At 55.9% G+C, this 16,672-nt stretch carries 13 protein-coding genes and 2 tRNA genes; 8 read left to right on the top strand and 7 right to left on the bottom strand.

The genetic code is table 11. From position 1 onward, the window contains the following. Positions 1-8: 8 nt before the first annotated feature. The 3 genes from AB4Y89_RS03595 to AB4Y89_RS03585 all read left to right on the top strand — a co-directional run bounded on the left by AB4Y89_RS03595 (position 9) and on the right by AB4Y89_RS03585 (position 3,059). On the top strand, positions 9-1,154 hold the full coding sequence (locus AB4Y89_RS03595) for an N-acetylglucosamine-6-phosphate deacetylase (protein WP_442299525.1): 1,146 nt from the start codon (positions 9-11) through the stop codon (positions 1,152-1,154). A 298-nt stretch (positions 1,155-1,452) separates the two neighbouring features. Beyond that, positions 1,453-1,590 (top strand): hypothetical protein, encoded by a 138-nt coding sequence (locus AB4Y89_RS03590; RefSeq protein ID WP_442299524.1) that lies wholly within the window; start codon positions 1,453-1,455, stop codon positions 1,588-1,590. 125 nt (positions 1,591-1,715) lie between these two features. Further along, positions 1,716-3,059 carry a glycoside hydrolase family 27 protein gene (locus AB4Y89_RS03585; protein WP_442299523.1) on the top strand — a complete coding sequence of 448 codons (1,344 nt, stop codon included), beginning with the start codon at positions 1,716-1,718 and terminating at the stop codon, positions 3,057-3,059. Between the two features lie 904 nt (positions 3,060-3,963). On the opposite strand, the gene AB4Y89_RS03580 is transcribed toward AB4Y89_RS03585, so the two are convergent. Continuing rightward, on the bottom strand, positions 3,964-7,200 hold the full coding sequence (locus AB4Y89_RS03580; protein WP_442299522.1) for a carboxypeptidase regulatory-like domain-containing protein: 3,237 nt from the start codon (positions 7,198-7,200) through the stop codon (positions 3,964-3,966). A 388-nt stretch (positions 7,201-7,588) separates the two neighbouring features. Here AB4Y89_RS03580 and AB4Y89_RS03575 point away from each other — a divergent pair, with 388 nt between their 5' ends. Next, positions 7,589-9,172 (top strand): sulfatase family protein, encoded by a 1,584-nt coding sequence (locus AB4Y89_RS03575; RefSeq protein ID WP_442299521.1) that lies wholly within the window; start codon positions 7,589-7,591, stop codon positions 9,170-9,172. A 206-nt stretch (positions 9,173-9,378) separates the two neighbouring features. Here the strand turns inward: AB4Y89_RS03575 and AB4Y89_RS03570 are convergent, their stop codons facing one another. The 4 genes from AB4Y89_RS03570 to AB4Y89_RS03555 all read right to left on the bottom strand — a co-directional run bounded on the left by AB4Y89_RS03570 (position 9,379) and on the right by AB4Y89_RS03555 (position 11,791). Beyond that, positions 9,379-9,846 (bottom strand): prolyl oligopeptidase family serine peptidase, encoded by a 468-nt coding sequence (locus AB4Y89_RS03570; protein ID WP_442299520.1) that lies wholly within the window; start codon positions 9,844-9,846, stop codon positions 9,379-9,381. Between the two features lie 97 nt (positions 9,847-9,943). Continuing rightward, positions 9,944-10,018, bottom strand: a tRNA-Asn gene (locus AB4Y89_RS03565). A 90-nt stretch (positions 10,019-10,108) separates the two neighbouring features. Continuing rightward, positions 10,109-10,852, bottom strand: coding sequence for a CAP domain-containing protein (locus AB4Y89_RS03560; protein WP_442299519.1), 744 nt, complete (start codon positions 10,850-10,852; stop codon positions 10,109-10,111). Between the two features lie 177 nt (positions 10,853-11,029). Then, entirely contained in the window at positions 11,030-11,791 is a 762-nt protein-coding gene (locus AB4Y89_RS03555; RefSeq protein WP_442299518.1) for a WecB/TagA/CpsF family glycosyltransferase, read from the bottom strand. Positions 11,792-11,994: 203 nt separating this feature from the next. On the opposite strand from AB4Y89_RS03555, the gene AB4Y89_RS03550 reads away from it, so the two are divergent. Both AB4Y89_RS03550 and AB4Y89_RS03545 read left to right on the top strand, forming a co-directional pair. Further along, positions 11,995-12,831: an ABC transporter permease gene (locus AB4Y89_RS03550; protein ID WP_442299517.1), complete on the top strand. Its 837-nt coding sequence runs from the start codon at positions 11,995-11,997 to the stop codon at positions 12,829-12,831. Between the two features lies 1 nt (position 12,832). Next, positions 12,833-13,297, top strand: a complete 465-nt coding sequence (locus AB4Y89_RS03545) for a metallophosphoesterase family protein (protein WP_442299516.1) — start codon at positions 12,833-12,835, stop codon at positions 13,295-13,297. Positions 13,298-13,406: 109 nt separating this feature from the next. On the opposite strand, the gene AB4Y89_RS03540 is transcribed toward AB4Y89_RS03545, so the two are convergent. Then, positions 13,407-14,339 (bottom strand): ABC transporter permease, encoded by a 933-nt coding sequence (locus AB4Y89_RS03540; RefSeq protein ID WP_442299515.1) that lies wholly within the window; start codon positions 14,337-14,339, stop codon positions 13,407-13,409. Next, positions 14,336-15,727, bottom strand: coding sequence for a hemolysin family protein (locus tag AB4Y89_RS03535; RefSeq protein WP_442299514.1), 1,392 nt, complete (start codon positions 15,725-15,727; stop codon positions 14,336-14,338). Before AB4Y89_RS03535 ends, AB4Y89_RS03540 begins: the two co-directional genes overlap by 4 nt. A 308-nt stretch (positions 15,728-16,035) precedes the next feature. Between AB4Y89_RS03535 and AB4Y89_RS03530 the strand changes: the two genes are divergently transcribed. Further along, a tRNA-Leu gene (locus AB4Y89_RS03530) sits at positions 16,036-16,120 on the top strand. Between the two features lie 68 nt (positions 16,121-16,188). Next, entirely contained in the window at positions 16,189-16,479 is a 291-nt protein-coding gene (secG, locus tag AB4Y89_RS03525; RefSeq protein ID WP_442299513.1) for a preprotein translocase subunit SecG, read from the top strand. Positions 16,480-16,672 lie beyond the last annotated feature (193 nt).

Genomic DNA, 16,672 nt, shown 5'->3' with positions numbered 1-16,672 from the left:
AAGACGCTTTGAGCGGAACACCTATCCTCGGCCGTGATCCCGGCACCGGTCAATGCATCCGAGTGCTGATAGAAGATGGAACAATTGCTTCCATTGAAGAGTGTGAGCAGACCACTGACCTCTGGATTTCCGCAGGCTTGATTGATCTGCAGGTAAATGGCTATGCAGGTTTCGATGTCAATGGCGAAGATGTCATTCCAAACACTGTTATCGACCTGGTACAAGCGATGCTTGCTACGGGCGTCACCTGTTTTGCGCCAACTATCATTACTGCGCCTGAAGCCACGATTCTTCGCAATCTACGCGCAATCGCGGACGCACGCAAACGTGATTCGCGTTCCGCCGCGTGCATACCGTTTATTCATGTCGAAGGTCCCCATATCTCGCCGGTCGACGGATATAGAGGCGCACACTCCAGGGAGTTTGTTCGTCCTCCATCACTCGCTGAGTTCGAGCGCTGGCAGGCGGCAAGCGGAGGGCTCGTTGGGCTCGTCACTCTTTCACCGCATTTTGACCGGTCAGATGAGTACATCTCCGCACTCGTTTCACGAGGGGTCCACGTAGCAATTGGCCATACCCATGCCTCCCCTGAGCAGATTCAGAACGCTGTCGATGCCGGTGCGCGCCTGTCGACGCATCTGGGAAATGGGATCCCCCAGCAAATTGCACGGCATCCGAATCCTATCTGGAGCCAGCTTGCGGACGATCGACTTTCTGCGTCCTTCATTGCCGATAGCCATCATTTGCCCGCCGAAACGCTCAAAGCAATGGTGCACGCAAAAGGTTTGGAGCGGTCCTTGCTTGTCTCTGACACCGTGGCCCTTGCCGGCATGCCCCCAGGAATCTACACAGCGCCCATAGGTGGCCGCGTGGAGCTCAGTCCCAGTGGACGGCTCTCAATGGAAGGAACAACGACTCTGGCAGGCGCTGCAATCCCGCTTGTCCACTGTATTGGCAAGGCTGTCCGAATGACGGGCCGTTCACTTTCCGAAGTGCTCTCCATGGCTACCGCGAATCCCGGACGCTTTGCCTGTGGACGAGGACTGCTCCAGGAAGGAGTACGTGCGGACCTCATTTGTTTCCGCTGGACAGGTGAAATTGCTATCCATGATGTATGGCTGGCAGGCGAACTGGTGCATCAGGAATCGGCCTGACCGCATTTCTGAATGCGATACCCAAGCTAAACCGTGGAGTACTTTTTGCAGAGCCGCTGGATCTCTGCAATCTGTGCAGGCCCTCCGGTAAGACTCTTCTCTTCCCCCTCATACGACACGCTCTTTTCGCGGCGATCGCTATGCAACGTGGATTCACTCTAGCGACACGAAACACGTCCCCCTTCAAAGCCGCAGGCATTCCATTAATCCATCCGTGGACGTTCTAGGATTCATAGAACCCATCTGGTGCAGCAACATGTTCTCTAAAGCGGCGCACTTTTCAAGTACGCTGTTGGGAATGAACATTCAACTGATCCTCTCCGCAATCGATGACCAGATCAGCAAGCTCGAACAGGCACGCGCCATGCTTACCTCAGTCAAGGCGCCGACCGGCAGAACGCCCTCTCCTAAGCAACAGCGAAAAAACGTATCGTGAGTCCAGAGGCCCGTGCCAAAATTGCCGCGGCCCAAAAGAAACGTTGGGCGGCAGCGAAAAGGGCAACCTAAATTTTCACTTATCAACGTTCTCTTTCATATCCAAAAGCCGCTATTATTCCGGACATGCGTTCACTCCTGACCATCGTCCTCCTTGCGTCCCTCTCGGCCTCCGCGCAAACCAAATCGCAGTCGAAGGTCGCCGAACGCCCCTACATGGGCTGGAGCAGCTGGTCCTTCCTCCGCGGCAGAGTCTCCGAAGAAACCGTGAAGGCCCAGGTCGACGCGCTTTTAGCCGCCAAGCTCCCCGACTACGGCTATCGCTATATCAATCTCGACGCCGGATGGGCCGAGGGCTACGACGAGCACGGCATCCCCAAAACTAACCTCACCAAGTTCCCCTCAGGGATGGACGGCTTCGGCCAGTACCTCCACGGCAAGAGCCTGCTGTTCGGCATTTATATGAACCCAGGCATCGACCCCAAGCTCTACGACGCCAACCCCTCCATCGAAGGCACTACCGCACACATCAAAGACATCACCATCACCACGCTCCCCGGCAGCACGCACAAGGGCTCTTACAAGATCGACTTCACCAAGCCCGGCGCGCGCGCTTACATCTTCTCCATGCTTCGCCAGTTCGCCCGCTGGAAGGTCGACTTCATCAAGCTCGACTTCGTCGGTCCCGGCGGCGGCAACCTTCCCGCCGACAACCGCGAAGAGCTCCGCGTCTGGCACGCTGCCATCCTCGCCACCCATCGCCCCATCTGGCTTGAGCTCTCTAACTGGATGTCCATCGACCAGGCCCCTCTCTGGCAAGCCACCTCCAACGGCTGGCGCATCGAGAACGACGTCGAGTGCTACCCCTGCGGCCGCTCCACCGATCCCGCTATCAAAGGAAACCTCACCACCTGGGCGAAGGTCTCCGAGCGCTTCGCAGACGTCCGCCCCTGGATCGCCTACGCAAAGCCCGGCGGCTGGAATGACCTCGACTCCCTTGAGATCGGCAACGGTGATAAGGACGGCATCACCCCCGCCGAACGCCAGACCATGTTCACCCTCTGGTCCATGTCCTGCGCCCCGCTCTACCTCGGCACCGACCTCACTCACATGGACCCTGCCGACCTCGCCATTATCACCAACAAAAAACTCATCGCCATCAATCAGGCAGGCGTCCCCGCCTCCCCGCTAGACATCCAGCAACTCCACAACAAGCCGCAGGAGGTCTGGTTCACAAAGAACCGCGACGGCTCCTTCAACCTCGCCCTTTTCAACCTCGGCTCCGAATCCGCCCCTATCAAGTTCGAATGGCGCGAGCTCGACGCCCTCCGCGACACCCACTTCACCGAGCACCCGCCCAAACTCACCGACCTCGTCACCAACCAGGACATTCCCACCCCGCCCAGCGAGATCAATTTCATCCTCGACTCGCACGCCTCCAGAGTGTTCCGCCTCACCTCCTCGCGATAACCAATGCGCTGGAGCATTTCTCCTGTAGGTGTAGTGTAGGGATTCGTTATCTATGGGCGTTTTCCATAATGAAAACGCCGCTGCACTCCACTTCCGGGCTACCCAGCAACAGGAGAAATGCTCTAGTAGGCAATCCCTCATTCGAAGTGCCAATCGAACGCGGAATTCGGCTGTGAAACCGGGATCACACCTTTACCGCCGCCTGAGACATTACTTATTCTTTCTAGCGGCTGCCCACCGCTTTTTCTGTGCCGCTGCAATCCTTGCTCGCGCTTCTGGGCTCAAAACTCGCGCCTTGGCTGTTTTAGAGTTCGCAATCTTCTTAGGCCTTCCCGGACCACGTTTGCTAGCCGGTATTGCTTGTACCTCGGTAAGCATGGCACGAACTTGCTGAAGTTTGCTGATTTGGTCATCGATAGCGGAAAGAATCAAGTCGAGGTTCATCCTTACAGCGTACGCGAACGTAACTTCATCAGGTAACGTTCCTTCTTCCGCATTTGCGACAAATATCCGATCCGTCGACCACCCATCCAGTTCCTCCTCGGCGGAGCCAGAGCGATGAGGTCACTCCAGTCCGTTTATGAGACCTGCTATCCCGGCCGGTCAGTTCCATACGCGTGGTCGATTGGAACATTGATCGTGGCTCGAAGCTCCGATCTATCATAGATTTCCTGGGAGACATGAATGCAGATATTCTCATTCTTCAGGAAGTGGACATCCACAAGGCTCACGAACCAGCCCTCCCTTCCACGGGCAAGCCACTCTCTCACGATTCCGTCAGAGCGCTTCTGATCATTTTCCGATCTCATACGAAATCCCGTGGCCGCTGAAGTCTTACCGCCTAACAGTTGAGCTCACATCCGTAGCGGACTAGGCTAATCCTTTCATCGATGAGGGCGTTTATTTAGAAAGAGAACTTCGCCTTGAAGACGATGTTGCGAGGATCGAGCGCAGAGGTAATCTTTCCGAATGTCGCAGCACCAACCGTTGTCCCGAGCCCGTTGAATGCCGGATGGTTGAAGAGATTGAAAAACTCTCCCTCGAACTTCGCTGTCACAGGCGTATCGCCGATGAGCCGGAAGGTTGCTTTCTTGGAAAGGTTGAACTGCGTGCTATTCAAACCGGGCTGGCGAATCGTATTGAGTCCCAGGTTACCGAAGGTCCCTGGTGCCGGCTGGGTGAAGTTGGTCGTTGAAAAGTAGTTATTGATGTTGCCGTGCTGATAGGTGACCGGTCCTGTTACGTTGGGTCTCTGTCCCGTATTTCCAACTCCCGCGCGATCCGCAGAGATTGTTAGAGTGACGGGCGTTCCTCCTTGGAACGTGGATACGCCGCTAACCTCCCAACCGCCAAGAGCATAGGCAGCAAGGCTGCGGCCGCCCCGGAAGAACGGCAGGTCATACACATAGTTGATCGTGAAGCTCTGGGGCCTATCGTAGGCCGTAGGGCCTTTCTCGTTCACGAACTGGTTTTGTCCGACCTGTGAACCCAACGACCGTGAGTATGTGTACGCCGCTTCGAATAGAAATCCATTTTTGAAGCGGCGGCGGGCATCCATCTGGAGCGAGTTATAACTGGCCGAAGCAGAGCGTACATCGTAGTTGATCGCTGCATAACCTTTGTATGGCCGAACGGTGTTGACGTTGACGGCACCTACTGCAACCGCGGCGTTCGGTTGAGCCTGGTTGATATTGGGCGTTTGATCCAGATGACGCGCAGTATTGCCCACGTAGCTTACGGAGAGAACGATCGAACCAGGAAGTTGCTTTTCGATTGTCAGGGAGTATTGCGTAACTGTTGGATAGAGCTTGCGAGTATCAAACGCAGCCAGCGTGGGAGGAAATAGGGTCTGCGCACCGGAAGCAAATCCCGTAAGCGTTGTGTTGTAGATCGTGGCGGACTGCGCGAACGGAGGATTCGCGCTCAGATTTTCATGATTGTCGTTGTCCCAGTGATAGAACAGACCGTAACCGCCCCGGATCGAAGTTGTGGAAGAACCGAAGGGCGACCAGGCAAAGCCGATACGCGGACCGATGTTGTTCCGCGCGCCCGTGAGGGAGCGAGGAAGATCGAGCCCCTTCTTATTCGCGGGAGTGATGATTCCATTGAGGGGATCGCCGGTGTTTGCGACCAATGCTCCCGCTGCAGTAACGGTTGGTGCGTTCGCCGCGGAATAGAGACTGGGCACGAAACCGGAGATGTGGTCGTACTTGTCGTAGCCGTTAGGCGCGCCCTGGAAAATCGTATCGCGTACTCCCAGATTGAGCGTCAGATTGCGAGTGACCTTCCAGTCATCCTGCAAATAAGCCTCATACATATTCGAGAAGAGATATACGTTGGGTACATTGCTCTGCTCGACATAACTGAAGGCGTGGCCGGTAAGGAAATCTGCCAGAGCATTGCCGGTGGCAGAGCCGGTGAAGCTGAATGCCCCTGCCTGACCTCCGTAGGGAAATCGATCGAACTTCTGAATACGAAGAACATTGAAGCCCGTTTTGAGTGAGTGAGTATGCAGTTGCTTCGTCAAGTCATCACGCCAGGTGTAGACGTTGTTTGTATTGTTGGTCAGCCCCTGTGCACCGATGGAGGAAAATCCGCTGATCGTAATTGTGGGTATCAGGTTATAGATATTCGCGTTGTATAAGCTTGGGATCGTAAGCCCTGCCGGGCGCTGGCCATTGCTATCCGGCGACTGCGTGATCTGGTTGCGCGAGTAGCCGATCGTCGCCTGGTTTAGCAGCGTTGGCGAAAAGATATGGGTCCACTGCAATACGCCATTCTGTCCCGGTTTCGCGAACGAACCACCGATGGTTGCGAAAGACTGGTTGGATGGTTTCAGGATTGCCTGCTGCTGACTCCAGCCGTCGTGTGCATAGCGTGCCGTGATGGTATCGCTGGGCGACAAGACCGCGTCGACACGTACCAACTCTTCGCGCCACCGTGTCTGGCTCTTAGGGCTGATTACGTAGTTTGAAGAGCTTGCGCTGTTGGGCAACGGAAAGTAAGCGTTCAGCAAGAGTGCGGCGTTGGGATCGATATTCGTGATCTGGTTGCCGGCGTAGGGCTTTCCTGTGTCAGGATTGGTAATCGGCGCGGAACCAGTGAAGTTCCCAGCCCTCTGGGCTGCGGTCGGTGTGATCGCGGTGAAGGTGCTTTGCGGTGCGGAGGTGAAGCTGGTAAGTTCTGGCCCGGATCGGCGGTCAAACGCCTGCGACCAGAAAAAGAAGATGTTGCGGGCGAGCTTCCCTTGAGCGCCGGGAAGAAGACGGCCACCGAAGTCATACCCAAAGTTGTTGTCGTGGAGTGGTGGCTTCGAAGTATTGAAGTAGTTCCGCGCATTGAGCGCATCATTCGAAAACACTTCATACAGGTCGCCATGATATCTCTCACCGCCAGAACGCGTCACAACGTTCACCTGGCTGTAGCCGAAAGAGCCAATGTCAGCCGTGTAGTTGCTCTTATGGACCTGTATCTCCTGTATCGCTTCCATCGGAGGAAAGAGGTTGAGTCCTCGATTGCCGCCGGTATCCATTGCCAGGATGCCGTCATAGGTGAAGGCGTTAGAGTTGATGCGGCCACCGTTGACGGAGGTGAGCGGATTGCCCTCCTGTCCTACACCCATCCGTTGCCCCGTCTGCGAGCTGCTGACCCCCGTGCCAAGCGAGAGGAATTGCGTGAAGTTACGGCCATTGGACGCGAGCTCACAGAGCTGCGTGCCTGTGATGATCGTATTGAGTGAGCCTTCTGAGGTTTCGATCGCCGGCGCGGCATCGGTGACAGTGGTCGTCTGCGTCGTTCCATTCACCGGCAATTGCACGTTGATCGTGCGTGTCGTATCCGATTGCAGATTGACACCTTGCTGCTCTATGCGCTGGAAACCGGGCGCACTTGCCGTGACGACATACTCACCGGCACGGAGTGCGGGCAGAGAGTAAAAGCCGTCGGAGTTCGTTTTAGTCGAGCGCTCGATGCCAGTTGAAGTTTGGCGTACACTCACTTCCGCCTCTGCGATAACGGCACCTGACTTGTCGGTAATGGTTCCGCTGAGGGTCCCGCTCCCTGAACTCTGCGCAAATGCAGAAAAAGATTCGAGAGAAAAGAGAAAAACAACTACAAGCAGAAGGGATCGCTTGGAAAACATAAGGCCTCTCTGACTACGTTCGCATCGCAAAAGCGCAGGGAACGATGCGCAACAAGGGATGTATTCAGGGCATGAGAAACGCCAAACCACGAGATACATATCGAACTGGATCGGAGAAAAGAGCTACGCGCGCAAGTTCTCGCCGGACCGCTGAAAGGTGGTCAACAGCAACAACAAAGCAATAGCTGGGTACGATTAGACCGCATACCAAGAGCAGGTTATCACACTGGATCGGACTGACAGCACGGCGCACGGGACGGGTTCGCGTCGACAAGCCGTCAGCGGCGCCCAAGAAGGTAGAGCATCAAGGCTATATTTAAGGGGCGTACGGCGGCACTCCCCAATGGGACCATCGCCTGTGCCCGATCCCTGAGGAGTTCTATTCGAGATGTCCAATCATTCATCCCATGAGGTAACAAGACGGACTTTTATCGGCAACTCGGCCCTCGCAGCCGGATCGCTGCTCTCGGGAATTGCAGCCAGAGCTGCTCAGACGCCGTCGCGGCCAAACATCCTGTTCATCATGACGGACGACCACGCGGCCCAAGCTATGAGCTGCTACGGCAGCAAGATTAACCAGACACCCAATCTCGATCGAATCGCAAACGAAGGCATGCGTATGGATCGAGTCTTCGCCACCAATGCGATCTGCACGCCCAGCCGCGCCACGATCTTAACGGGTAAGTACAGCCACCTGAACGGCGTGCCAGTATTCAATCGCTTTGATGGATCGCAGCCGACCGTAGCGAGATATCTGCAGAAGGCCGGCTATCACACCGCGATGATCGGAAAGTGGCACCTGGGCAGTAACCCGACTGGCTTCGATTATTGGAACATCCTGCCGGGACAGGGCGTCTACAACGATCCGGTGTTCTACGACAAAGACGGCTCCGTGCAGATTAAGGGGTATTGCACTGATATCATCGCCGACCTGACTATCGATGCGCTGAAAGGCCGTCCTAAGGACCAGCCATTCTTCATCATGTCGCATCACAAAGCGCCTCACCGCGAATGGACTCCCGACGAAAAGCACAGGAAGCAGTTCGAGAACAAGCACATTCCCGAGCCACCGACCCTGCGGGACGATTACGCCGGTCGCACCGATGCCTTGCGGGAGCAGAAACAATCCGTATTCCGGGACCTGACCCGTGCGGATCTAAAGCTCGTTCCACCAGCAGACATGTCACCCCAGGAACAGCGACAGTGGTTTGCCGCAAAGCCGATGGAAGTAGAAGTCGTTGTGGAAGGCGTGAAGAAGGTCTTGACCGGCAAGGAGCTTGAGGACTGGAAGTATCAGCGCTACATGCAGGACTACCTCGCCTGCGTTCAGAGTGTCGATGATAATGTAGGCCGAGTTCTGGACTGGTTGGATGCTAATGGATTACAGAAGAACACCATCGTGATCTACACCAGTGATCAGGGTTTCTTCCTGGGCGAACACGGACTGTTCGACAAACGATTCATGTATGAGGATTCGCTCCGCATGCCGTTCGTTGTGCGCTGGCCCCAAGTCATCAAGCCTGGCACCGTCTCGGAGGCGATCGGCATAAATTGCGATTTTGCACCAACCTTCCTCGATGCCGCCGGCCAACAGACACCATCGGACATGCAAGGACGTAGTTTCCTTCCAATTTGGAAAGGAAGCACGCCGAAGGACTGGCGCCATGCCATGTACTACCGCTACTATCACGATCCGGGCGACCACAACACGCGCGCGCATTATGGCGTCCGCACAGACACGCATAAGCTGATCTATTTCTGGAAAAAAGATCAGTGGGAGTGCTACGACCTGGTGAAAGATCCCCAGGAGATGCATAACATTTATAACGACCCAAAGTCGCAACAACTGGTGGCTCAGTTGAAGCAGGAGCTATATCGCCTCAAAAAAGAAGTAAAGGATGATGACCAGTTCGCGAACGAGCAGCCGACCGATTCATCCTACGTCCAGCCACCGCCACCTAAGAAGCTTTAGCTTCTCGTATTTAGATGGCTATGTTTGAGGGCTATATCGTTTTTCCAATATAGCCCTCATTTGGCTCTGCCTGATTTGCCTCGGTCTTCTCCCGAAATTTTCCCGTCTATTCCTCAGTGCGAACCGACACGACTGTTGCTAGGCGAACGGGCGCAGCTCATCGGAGACATGAACTGCAACCCTTTTCAATCCTCGTACAATCCCATCTATTTATGAACGTGAGCCGGGGCTCCCTCGCCAGGAAACACGACCTCGTAAACCGACGTGGTTGTCGTTCCGAACTTCGGGTTCAGATAGTGTTCGAAAAAAGCAAGTTGTTTCCGCCATGCATCCAGGCGATGAGCCGGCTGAGAAAAGCCGTGTAGCTCATTCGGATACGTGAAGTAAAAATATATCTTGAGGTGCTCGCGTAAGGCTTTGGCAAATGCTGCCGATTCCGACGGAGGGACTTGCGGGTCGTTCTCTCCATGCATAATAAGCAGCGTCCGAACTCTATCGACGGAGAGAAGCACGTTGGCCTTGCGATAAACGTCAGGTTTGTCCATAGGCGAACCACCCATTTTCATCATCCAACGAGCGGCCGAGGGCGGATTCGTCCGGTACACGAAAAGTTCGCGGTAGACAAAGCCATAGAGTTCCGCCGCGGCTGCGAACAGATCCGGATAGCGCGTCACGACGAAATGTCCGTAGCAGGTAGCTGAGTCGCACAATTAGCTTTTGAAGGAATTGGGGCGCAAAAAGAGCGCGAAGGCTGCTAAGCCATTGAATTTATGGCTCCGCAGGTAGGACTCGAACCTACAACCCTTCGGTTAACAGCCGAATGCTCTGCCATTGAGCTACTGCGGAGTATCAGCACGACCTTGCTATTTCCAGCCGGTCAAGCGCCTTAGTAAGAATACGAAAATTGCTGCGGATTGGCAACTCCAACGGAATCCATTAGTACATCAGCACCGCGACCCGGTACGTCGTAAATCCTCCGCCTCCATGGACGGGGCACGCCCCTACCTCGGCGCTGTTATATCTGCGCTGCCGCAGGCGAACCTTGAGCTGTTCCGGCACAGCGCTCAGATCGGTTGCGGTCCAGCGCATCACAAAGAGTGGGCGGCTTCCCTGCACAACGCCGGAATCGACCGCACAGTTCGCCCGGGCCGCGGCACTGGCCGCGGCGTTCAGACGCAGCGCTCGCAGACTTTCGACGACAGCGTTCTCCTGCTGGGAGAGCGAGAGCGTGGGGACATCACGGCTGAAGTCTTCTACCGCATAGAGCGCTCCGCCCCGTGGCATGACAGCAATGGCCACCGAAGTGACTCTTGGGTCCAGGATGTTTTCCCGATGGTGGGGAGAATGCATCCAGCCATCGTGGACCATCACCGCCGTTGAAGCCATAGCGACATTCTCCGCCACGACGGAGACATGTGCGCCGGCAGAAGCGACACGCTCGGTGAGGTCCGCCTCTCCCTGAAACTGATGGCTGATCGCTCCTGCCCGAACCATCTGCCCCGCGTGATAGCGAGCCGCGACATAAAGCTGACGATCCCACCGCAGTTGCGGCAAGCCCGCTTGTGCCCGCTCCGCATTCAGAGCCTGAAAAAGATATCGCTCTGCGAGAGAACTCTGAGCCCGCAGGTGAGGAGTCAGGAGTGTCAACGCCAGAATTGCCAATAAAAGACGAAACCGCATAGCTACCCTTTTCAACCCTGAAGGCACTGAAAAGTAGCTATGCGGCAATGCGGTAGAGCATTTCTCCTGTGGGTGTAGTGCAGGGCTTGTACATCTATGGGCGTTTTCCTCAATGAAAACGCCGCTGCACGCCTCTCACGGGATACCCACCAACAGGAGAATTGCTCTAGAACCGTGCTAATTGAGAACGTTCTGTTCGATGGGTTGTTCCACCGGCGGTAAGGCGCTGCGGTATCTCGCAAGCAGACCGAAGAGTGCCGTGGCGCCCATATAGCGCGGGAAGTAGAGCTTTGGCTTATCGAGAACACGGAACAGCCATCCCAGGAAGAGGTGATCAGCCCACTCTGGAATATGAACCTGATCTCCACTCAGGAAGGCGATCGCGGCGCCAATGCAATGGATACCTGGCACGTAGCTGAGGCGATGGCGCAGATAGTGACCGAGCCGCTCCTGATTGCCGCCACCGATCGTCACCACAATGTGCGCCGGACGCAACTCTTCCAGGCGCTCAAGCAGTTCCCTGTCATCGATCACAGGACCGTACATCGGAGCGTTGTAAACATATTCATCCGGCACTTCAATGCCTTCGCTGCGCAACCAGTCCCGGTTCATATTCGCGCTCTTGTTGCCGGCCATAATCCAGAAGGTCTGGCCAGGCTGGCGGACCTCCGGTTGGCGCAACAATAGACGCAGATATTTAAGGCCGGAAACACGGCGCAGGTTATCGCGCTCAAGCAAATTCCAGACCAGAACCATGAAGGCGCTGTCTGTAATCACGAGATCGGCCGCCAGAAGGGCGTCTCGATATGCAGTATGTGTGCCGATATCTTTCAGAGCTGGTGCAGCAGGGACTACCAATAGTCCACCATTCAGCATGCGCTGAACGGCCTCTTCTGCAGTACCAGTGAAAAAAGGCACGCCAAGAATAGTCTTCGTCATCGAATCGTTATGATCTCTCACGCGGTTCTCGACCAAAGCAAAATTGTTGTTTCGTTTTTGGTACGGACCGGTCCTTGCCGGGTGAACCGGTCTTTGCCGGATGGGCTGTCTAGTTCATTGTAACCCGAGTTTAGCTACGACAGTTCTCCATCCGACGTAAGATCCTTGTCGGTAGGTAACCTAAATCGATTACCATCTATCACATGCGGTCATCCCTGGGCATGGCGTGCGCCATTTTATTAACCATCTTTATACTGGCCGGGGTCTTTGCACCGCTTCTTGCTCCTTACGATCCACTACAACTCAACCTGGATGCCAGACTGCAAGCACCAGCAACACACCACTGGTTTGGGACGGACGAACTGGGCCGCGACATTTTGTCACGTTGTATCTATGGTGCAAGAATCTCGCTATCCGTTGCCACGAGTGTTGTTATTCTTTCGTTATTCCTCGGGCTGCTGATTGGCTCCCTCGCGGGTTTTTATGGTGGATGGCTTGATACGGTTCTGAACATCTACCTGATCAATGCCTTCATGGCCATTCCTGGAATTCTGCTGGCAATCGCCTTCGTTGCCTTCTCAGGCCCTGGGTTTCGCAATCTTGTAGCCGCACTCTCACTGACGATGTGGACCGGATTCGCCCGGCTGGTGCGGGCTCAGGTCGCTGCTGCCGCTCAAATGGAGTATGTCGAAGCGGCGCGTGCTCTCGGGGCGAGCGATCTCCGGATCATCGTGCGGCACATCCTGCCTAACGTATTGCAGCCGGTGCTGGTTCAGGCCGCTCTTGGCCTGGCTACCGCAGTGCTCGCGGAAGCGACATTGAGCTTTCTCGGCCTGGGCACGCCGCCCCCCGCACCAAGCTGGGGCAACATGCTCAATGATGCACGGTCGCATCTCTTCGACTCGCCGCACATGGTCATCTTCCCTGCTCTTTCCGTAATGATCTGCGTGGTCGCCTTCAACTTCCTTGGCGATATCCTTCGGGATACCGCAGATCCGCGCCGCAAAGTCCGTCGTGCCGCTGTCCCACTTGAGGCCTGATATGTTTCGCGTAGGTATTCTCTCTGACACGCACGGTCTCCTGCGTCCGGAGGTTCTGACCGCGTTGTCAGGCGTGAAACATATTCTGCACGCCGGCGATATCGGTTCGCCGCAGATCCTGGACGATCTGCGTTCCATCGCTCCCGTCACCGCAATTCRTGGTAACACCGACACTCACAGCCCATGCGCACTGTTACCCGCCACAGAAATGATTGAGCTGGCCGGGCGTTTCTTCTACCTGGTGCATGACATTGCTCAGCTCGACATCAACCCTTCGGCCGCCGGTGTGAACTGTGTCATTTTCGGACACTCCCATAAACCGTCATTCGAAGAACGGCAGGGCGTTTTTTACCTCAACCCTGGCTCCTGCGGACCACGCCGTTTTAATCTCCCGATCACACTGGCTTTGCTTGAGATCGATGCAGAACGGATCACGCACCGGCTCATAGACCTCACACAGGTCTAAAGCATTTTCCCTGTTGCTGGGGAGCCGGAAGAGGTGTGCAGTGGCGTTTTCATTGCGGAAAACGCCCATAGATGCGGAAGCCCTACTCTACACCCGCAGGGAAAATGCTCTAGGCGGATCGCATGCGCGGATTCACCATGCGATAGGTAAGGTCCGTGAGGAGATTGACCGCGACATACGTCACTCCAATCGCAAGAATGCACCCCTGAACCAACGGATAATCTCGATTGGAGATTGCCGAGATCGTCAGCCGTCCCAATCCAGGCCAACTGAAGATCGTTTCCGTCACGATGGCTCCGGCGAGCAGCGAACCGAACTGCAAGCCAACCACTGTCAGCACAGGTACCAGAGCATTGCGAAAGGCATGCCAGACCACTGTGCGCTCGGGAAGGCCTTTGGCTCGATCCGTACGCAGATAGTCCTTGCCGAGCTCTTCGAGTACTGAGGTACGGACCATACGCGTCAACGTCGCGGCCAGGCCACTTCCCAGCGTGACCGCGGGCAACACCAGGTGCGTTATCAACTGCCAACCGGTCCCGGCGCCTGAGACGGGAAGCCATCCAAGCCAGATCGCAAAGACAAGGATCAGAACCGGTCCCAGAGCAAAGTTCGGTAGAGAAAGCCCGAACAGACTGGCAACACCAATCGTGCGATCCACTCTCGTCCCATTGCGATATGCCGACCAGATTCCAGCAGGCACGGAAAACAGAATGCCGATGAACATCGCCGCGGCAGTGAGCTCCAAGGTGTAGGGATAGCGTTGTCCAATCAAGGCCATCACCCCCTCGCGCAGGCGTACGCTGCGTCCCAGATCACCATGTGACACGCCCTTCAAAAACTGCCAGTATTGCGTCTGTAGCGGAAGGTCGAAGCCATACGCATGCCGCAAGGTTGAGATGTCAGCAGCCGTTGCCCCTTCACCGAGCATCTGCACAATTGGATCGCCGGGCACCAGGCGAATCAGCAGAAACACCGCCGTCACAATTAACCAGAGCACCGGTAGCGTTATCAGCAGCCGCTTGACGATATTGCCAGCCTTCACGATGCTCTCGCCTCGGCTGTGTCACGCTGTGAGACCGGTTCTACACCGACACGATTGATCTTCTGCCGCGTCATCTCAAGTATCGTAAAGCGCCTGCCGTCAAACTCGACCGACTCTCCAACGTGCGGAATATGGCCAAGCTGTGTCAGCAGGAAACCGGCCACAGTCTGCTCTCCTTCTTCGCGGGGCAGATTCCATCGCATCTGGGTCTCAAGGTCGCGTAGATTCACACTGCCATCCAGAATCCATCCGGCTCCGCTCTCAAGCACCGCCCGATTGGCAACATCGAACTCGTCGTCGAGCTCCCCTACAAGCTGCTCGAGCGCATCCTCGACGGTTACCAGCCCTACTGTCGTTCCAAACTCATCGACCACAATGGCGATCTGCCGTTTGCGCTGCTGCAGCTCTTCGAGCAGGTCCGCTACCGGCTTTGTCTCCGGCACGACCAGCACGTCTTTCATGATCTGACCGAGCTTCAGTTGAATCTCTCCGCCGGCGTCGTATGGCCGCATGCGGCTACGGAAGTGCATCAGGCGCGATACATCCTTGGAATACACCACGCCGATAATGTGCTCTTTCCCTGCCTTGGGATCGAAGATCGGAATTCTTGAGTGCTGCTCTTCGATAATGCGTGCGCTCGCCGCCTCGAGCGGCATGTCCGCAGGCAGAGCGAAGATCTTGCCCCTCGGTGTCATGATGTCGCGCACCAGTACGTGATTCAGCTCGATCGCGCGATGGATGACCTGCTCCTGCATCGGCGGCAATAAGCCCATACGCCGCGCGCCGGTAGCAATCATCTTCAACTCTTCAGGAGAATGAACAGCACCCTCGCCACTCAATGGAGCCCGGAAGAGGGTCAGTACCAATCGCGCCGAAGTGTTCATCACATTCACCGCAGGGCGGCTAATGCGCATGAAGACATCCATCGGGCCGGCCACTGCAAGCGCAATGCGTTCGGCACGCTGCAGCGCCAGGGCCTTTGGTACAAGCTCACCAAGCAAGACCTCAAAATAGGTGATCAAAGCGAATGCGATCACAATCGCTCCACCATGAGCGTAGATCAGGATGTGCGTCTCAAAGCCTGGAATGCGGTTCACCCATGTTGCCTTCTCAAGCAGCATCAATAGGAACTCAGCGACAACCGGCTCTCCAAGCCAGCCTAGCGCCAACGATGCAAGCGTTACACCAAGCTGTACTGCCGGCAGAAATTCATCAATGGATCGCTTCAGCGCAAGTGCCGTCTCAGCACCCGGCCGGGCAAGAGCGATCAATTGCCGGAGCCGTGTCTCTCGCACACTTACCAGCGCGAACTCGGCGGCCACAAAAAAACTGTTCGCCAGAATCAACACGGCCACGGTAAAACCGCGAAAGAGTATCCACTCGACCATTCAGCACGAGGATAGAGCATTTTCCCTGTTGCTGGATATCCGGAAGAGGCCTGCAGCGGCGTTTTCATTGCGGACAACGCCCATAGATGCGGAAGCCCGACTCTACACCTACAGGGAAAATGCTCCAGCACCGGCCACCGTGCATCAGCAGCGCTGCATAACACGGAAGACTTCCCTGCTATTGCCGTTTCCCCTCGGGCACGCTAACCGGAAAGAACTTTAGTTCCTTCCGGTTAGCGTGCCTTCGCAAATCTCCCGCGGATGCTATACTGACTTTCGGATTGACCGTCACCCTTAGAAGTACCCAAGCGGAGGTGGCGAAATTGGCAGACGCACAAGCTTGAGGTGCTTGCGCCGCAAGGCATAGGGGTTCAAATCCCCTCCTCCGCACCAATCCAACACATCTCGGCGTTCGGTTTTACGAAACCGCAAGTTACGCCGTTCTGAGGTTCCCAGCAGCAATGATTTACCTGCTCGTTGTTCTTCACATTATCGTGTGCCTGTTCCTGATCGGCGTGGTCCTGCTGCAGCAGGGTAAGAGTGCTGACCTTGCAGGCGCCTTCGGCGGACAGGGCTCCCAGACCGCCTTTGGCCCTCGCGGCGCAGCCAATCTGCTCACCCGTCTCACGACCTGGTCGGCCATCCTGTTCATGCTCACCTCGATCGGCCTCACTGTCCTGATGGCTCGTTCGAGCTCAAGCTCTGTCTTCTCCGGTGAGAAGGCTCCGATTTCAGCTCCAGCTAAGAAGTAACCTTCGTTTCTCTTGTCAGCGGCGCAGACCTAAGGTCTGCGCCGTTTGCTTTGGATGAGACAATCAGCGCATGCCGTTCGTTCGACTGGAGCATTTTTTCTGTAGGTATAGTGCGGGGCTTGTTCATCTATGGGCGTTTTCCTCAATGAAAACGCCGCTACACGCTCCTCTCTGGATACCGAGCAACAGGAAA

Origin of the sequence: Terriglobus sp. 2YAB30_2 (assembly GCF_052114765.1) — a bacterium.
Taxonomy (GTDB): Bacteria; Acidobacteriota; Terriglobia; order Terriglobales; family Acidobacteriaceae; genus Terriglobus.
This window is presented reverse-complemented; position numbering and strand designations above follow the sequence as displayed.

Bases quoted from the DNA above. Each gene is read 5' to 3' on its own strand.
- AB4Y89_RS03590 (WP_442299524.1), top strand. From the start codon at position 1,453: ATGAACATTCAACTGATCCTCTCCGCAATCGATGACCAGATCAGCAAG.
- AB4Y89_RS03585 (WP_442299523.1), top strand. From the start codon at position 1,716: ATGCGTTCACTCCTGACCATCGTCCTCCTTGCGTCCCTCTCGGCCTCC.
- AB4Y89_RS03580 (WP_442299522.1), bottom strand. From the start codon at position 7,200: ATGTTTTCCAAGCGATCCCTTCTGCTTGTAGTTGTTTTTCTCTTTTCT.
- AB4Y89_RS03575 (WP_442299521.1), top strand. From the start codon at position 7,589: ATGTCCAATCATTCATCCCATGAGGTAACAAGACGGACTTTTATCGGC.
- AB4Y89_RS03560 (WP_442299519.1), bottom strand. From the start codon at position 10,852: ATGCGGTTTCGTCTTTTATTGGCAATTCTGGCGTTGACACTCCTGACT.
- AB4Y89_RS03555 (WP_442299518.1), bottom strand. From the start codon at position 11,791: ATGACGAAGACTATTCTTGGCGTGCCTTTTTTCACTGGTACTGCAGAA.
- AB4Y89_RS03550 (WP_442299517.1), top strand. From the start codon at position 11,995: ATGCGGTCATCCCTGGGCATGGCGTGCGCCATTTTATTAACCATCTTT.
- AB4Y89_RS03535 (WP_442299514.1), bottom strand. From the start codon at position 15,727: ATGGTCGAGTGGATACTCTTTCGCGGTTTTACCGTGGCCGTGTTGATT.
- secG (WP_442299513.1), top strand. From the start codon at position 16,189: ATGATTTACCTGCTCGTTGTTCTTCACATTATCGTGTGCCTGTTCCTG.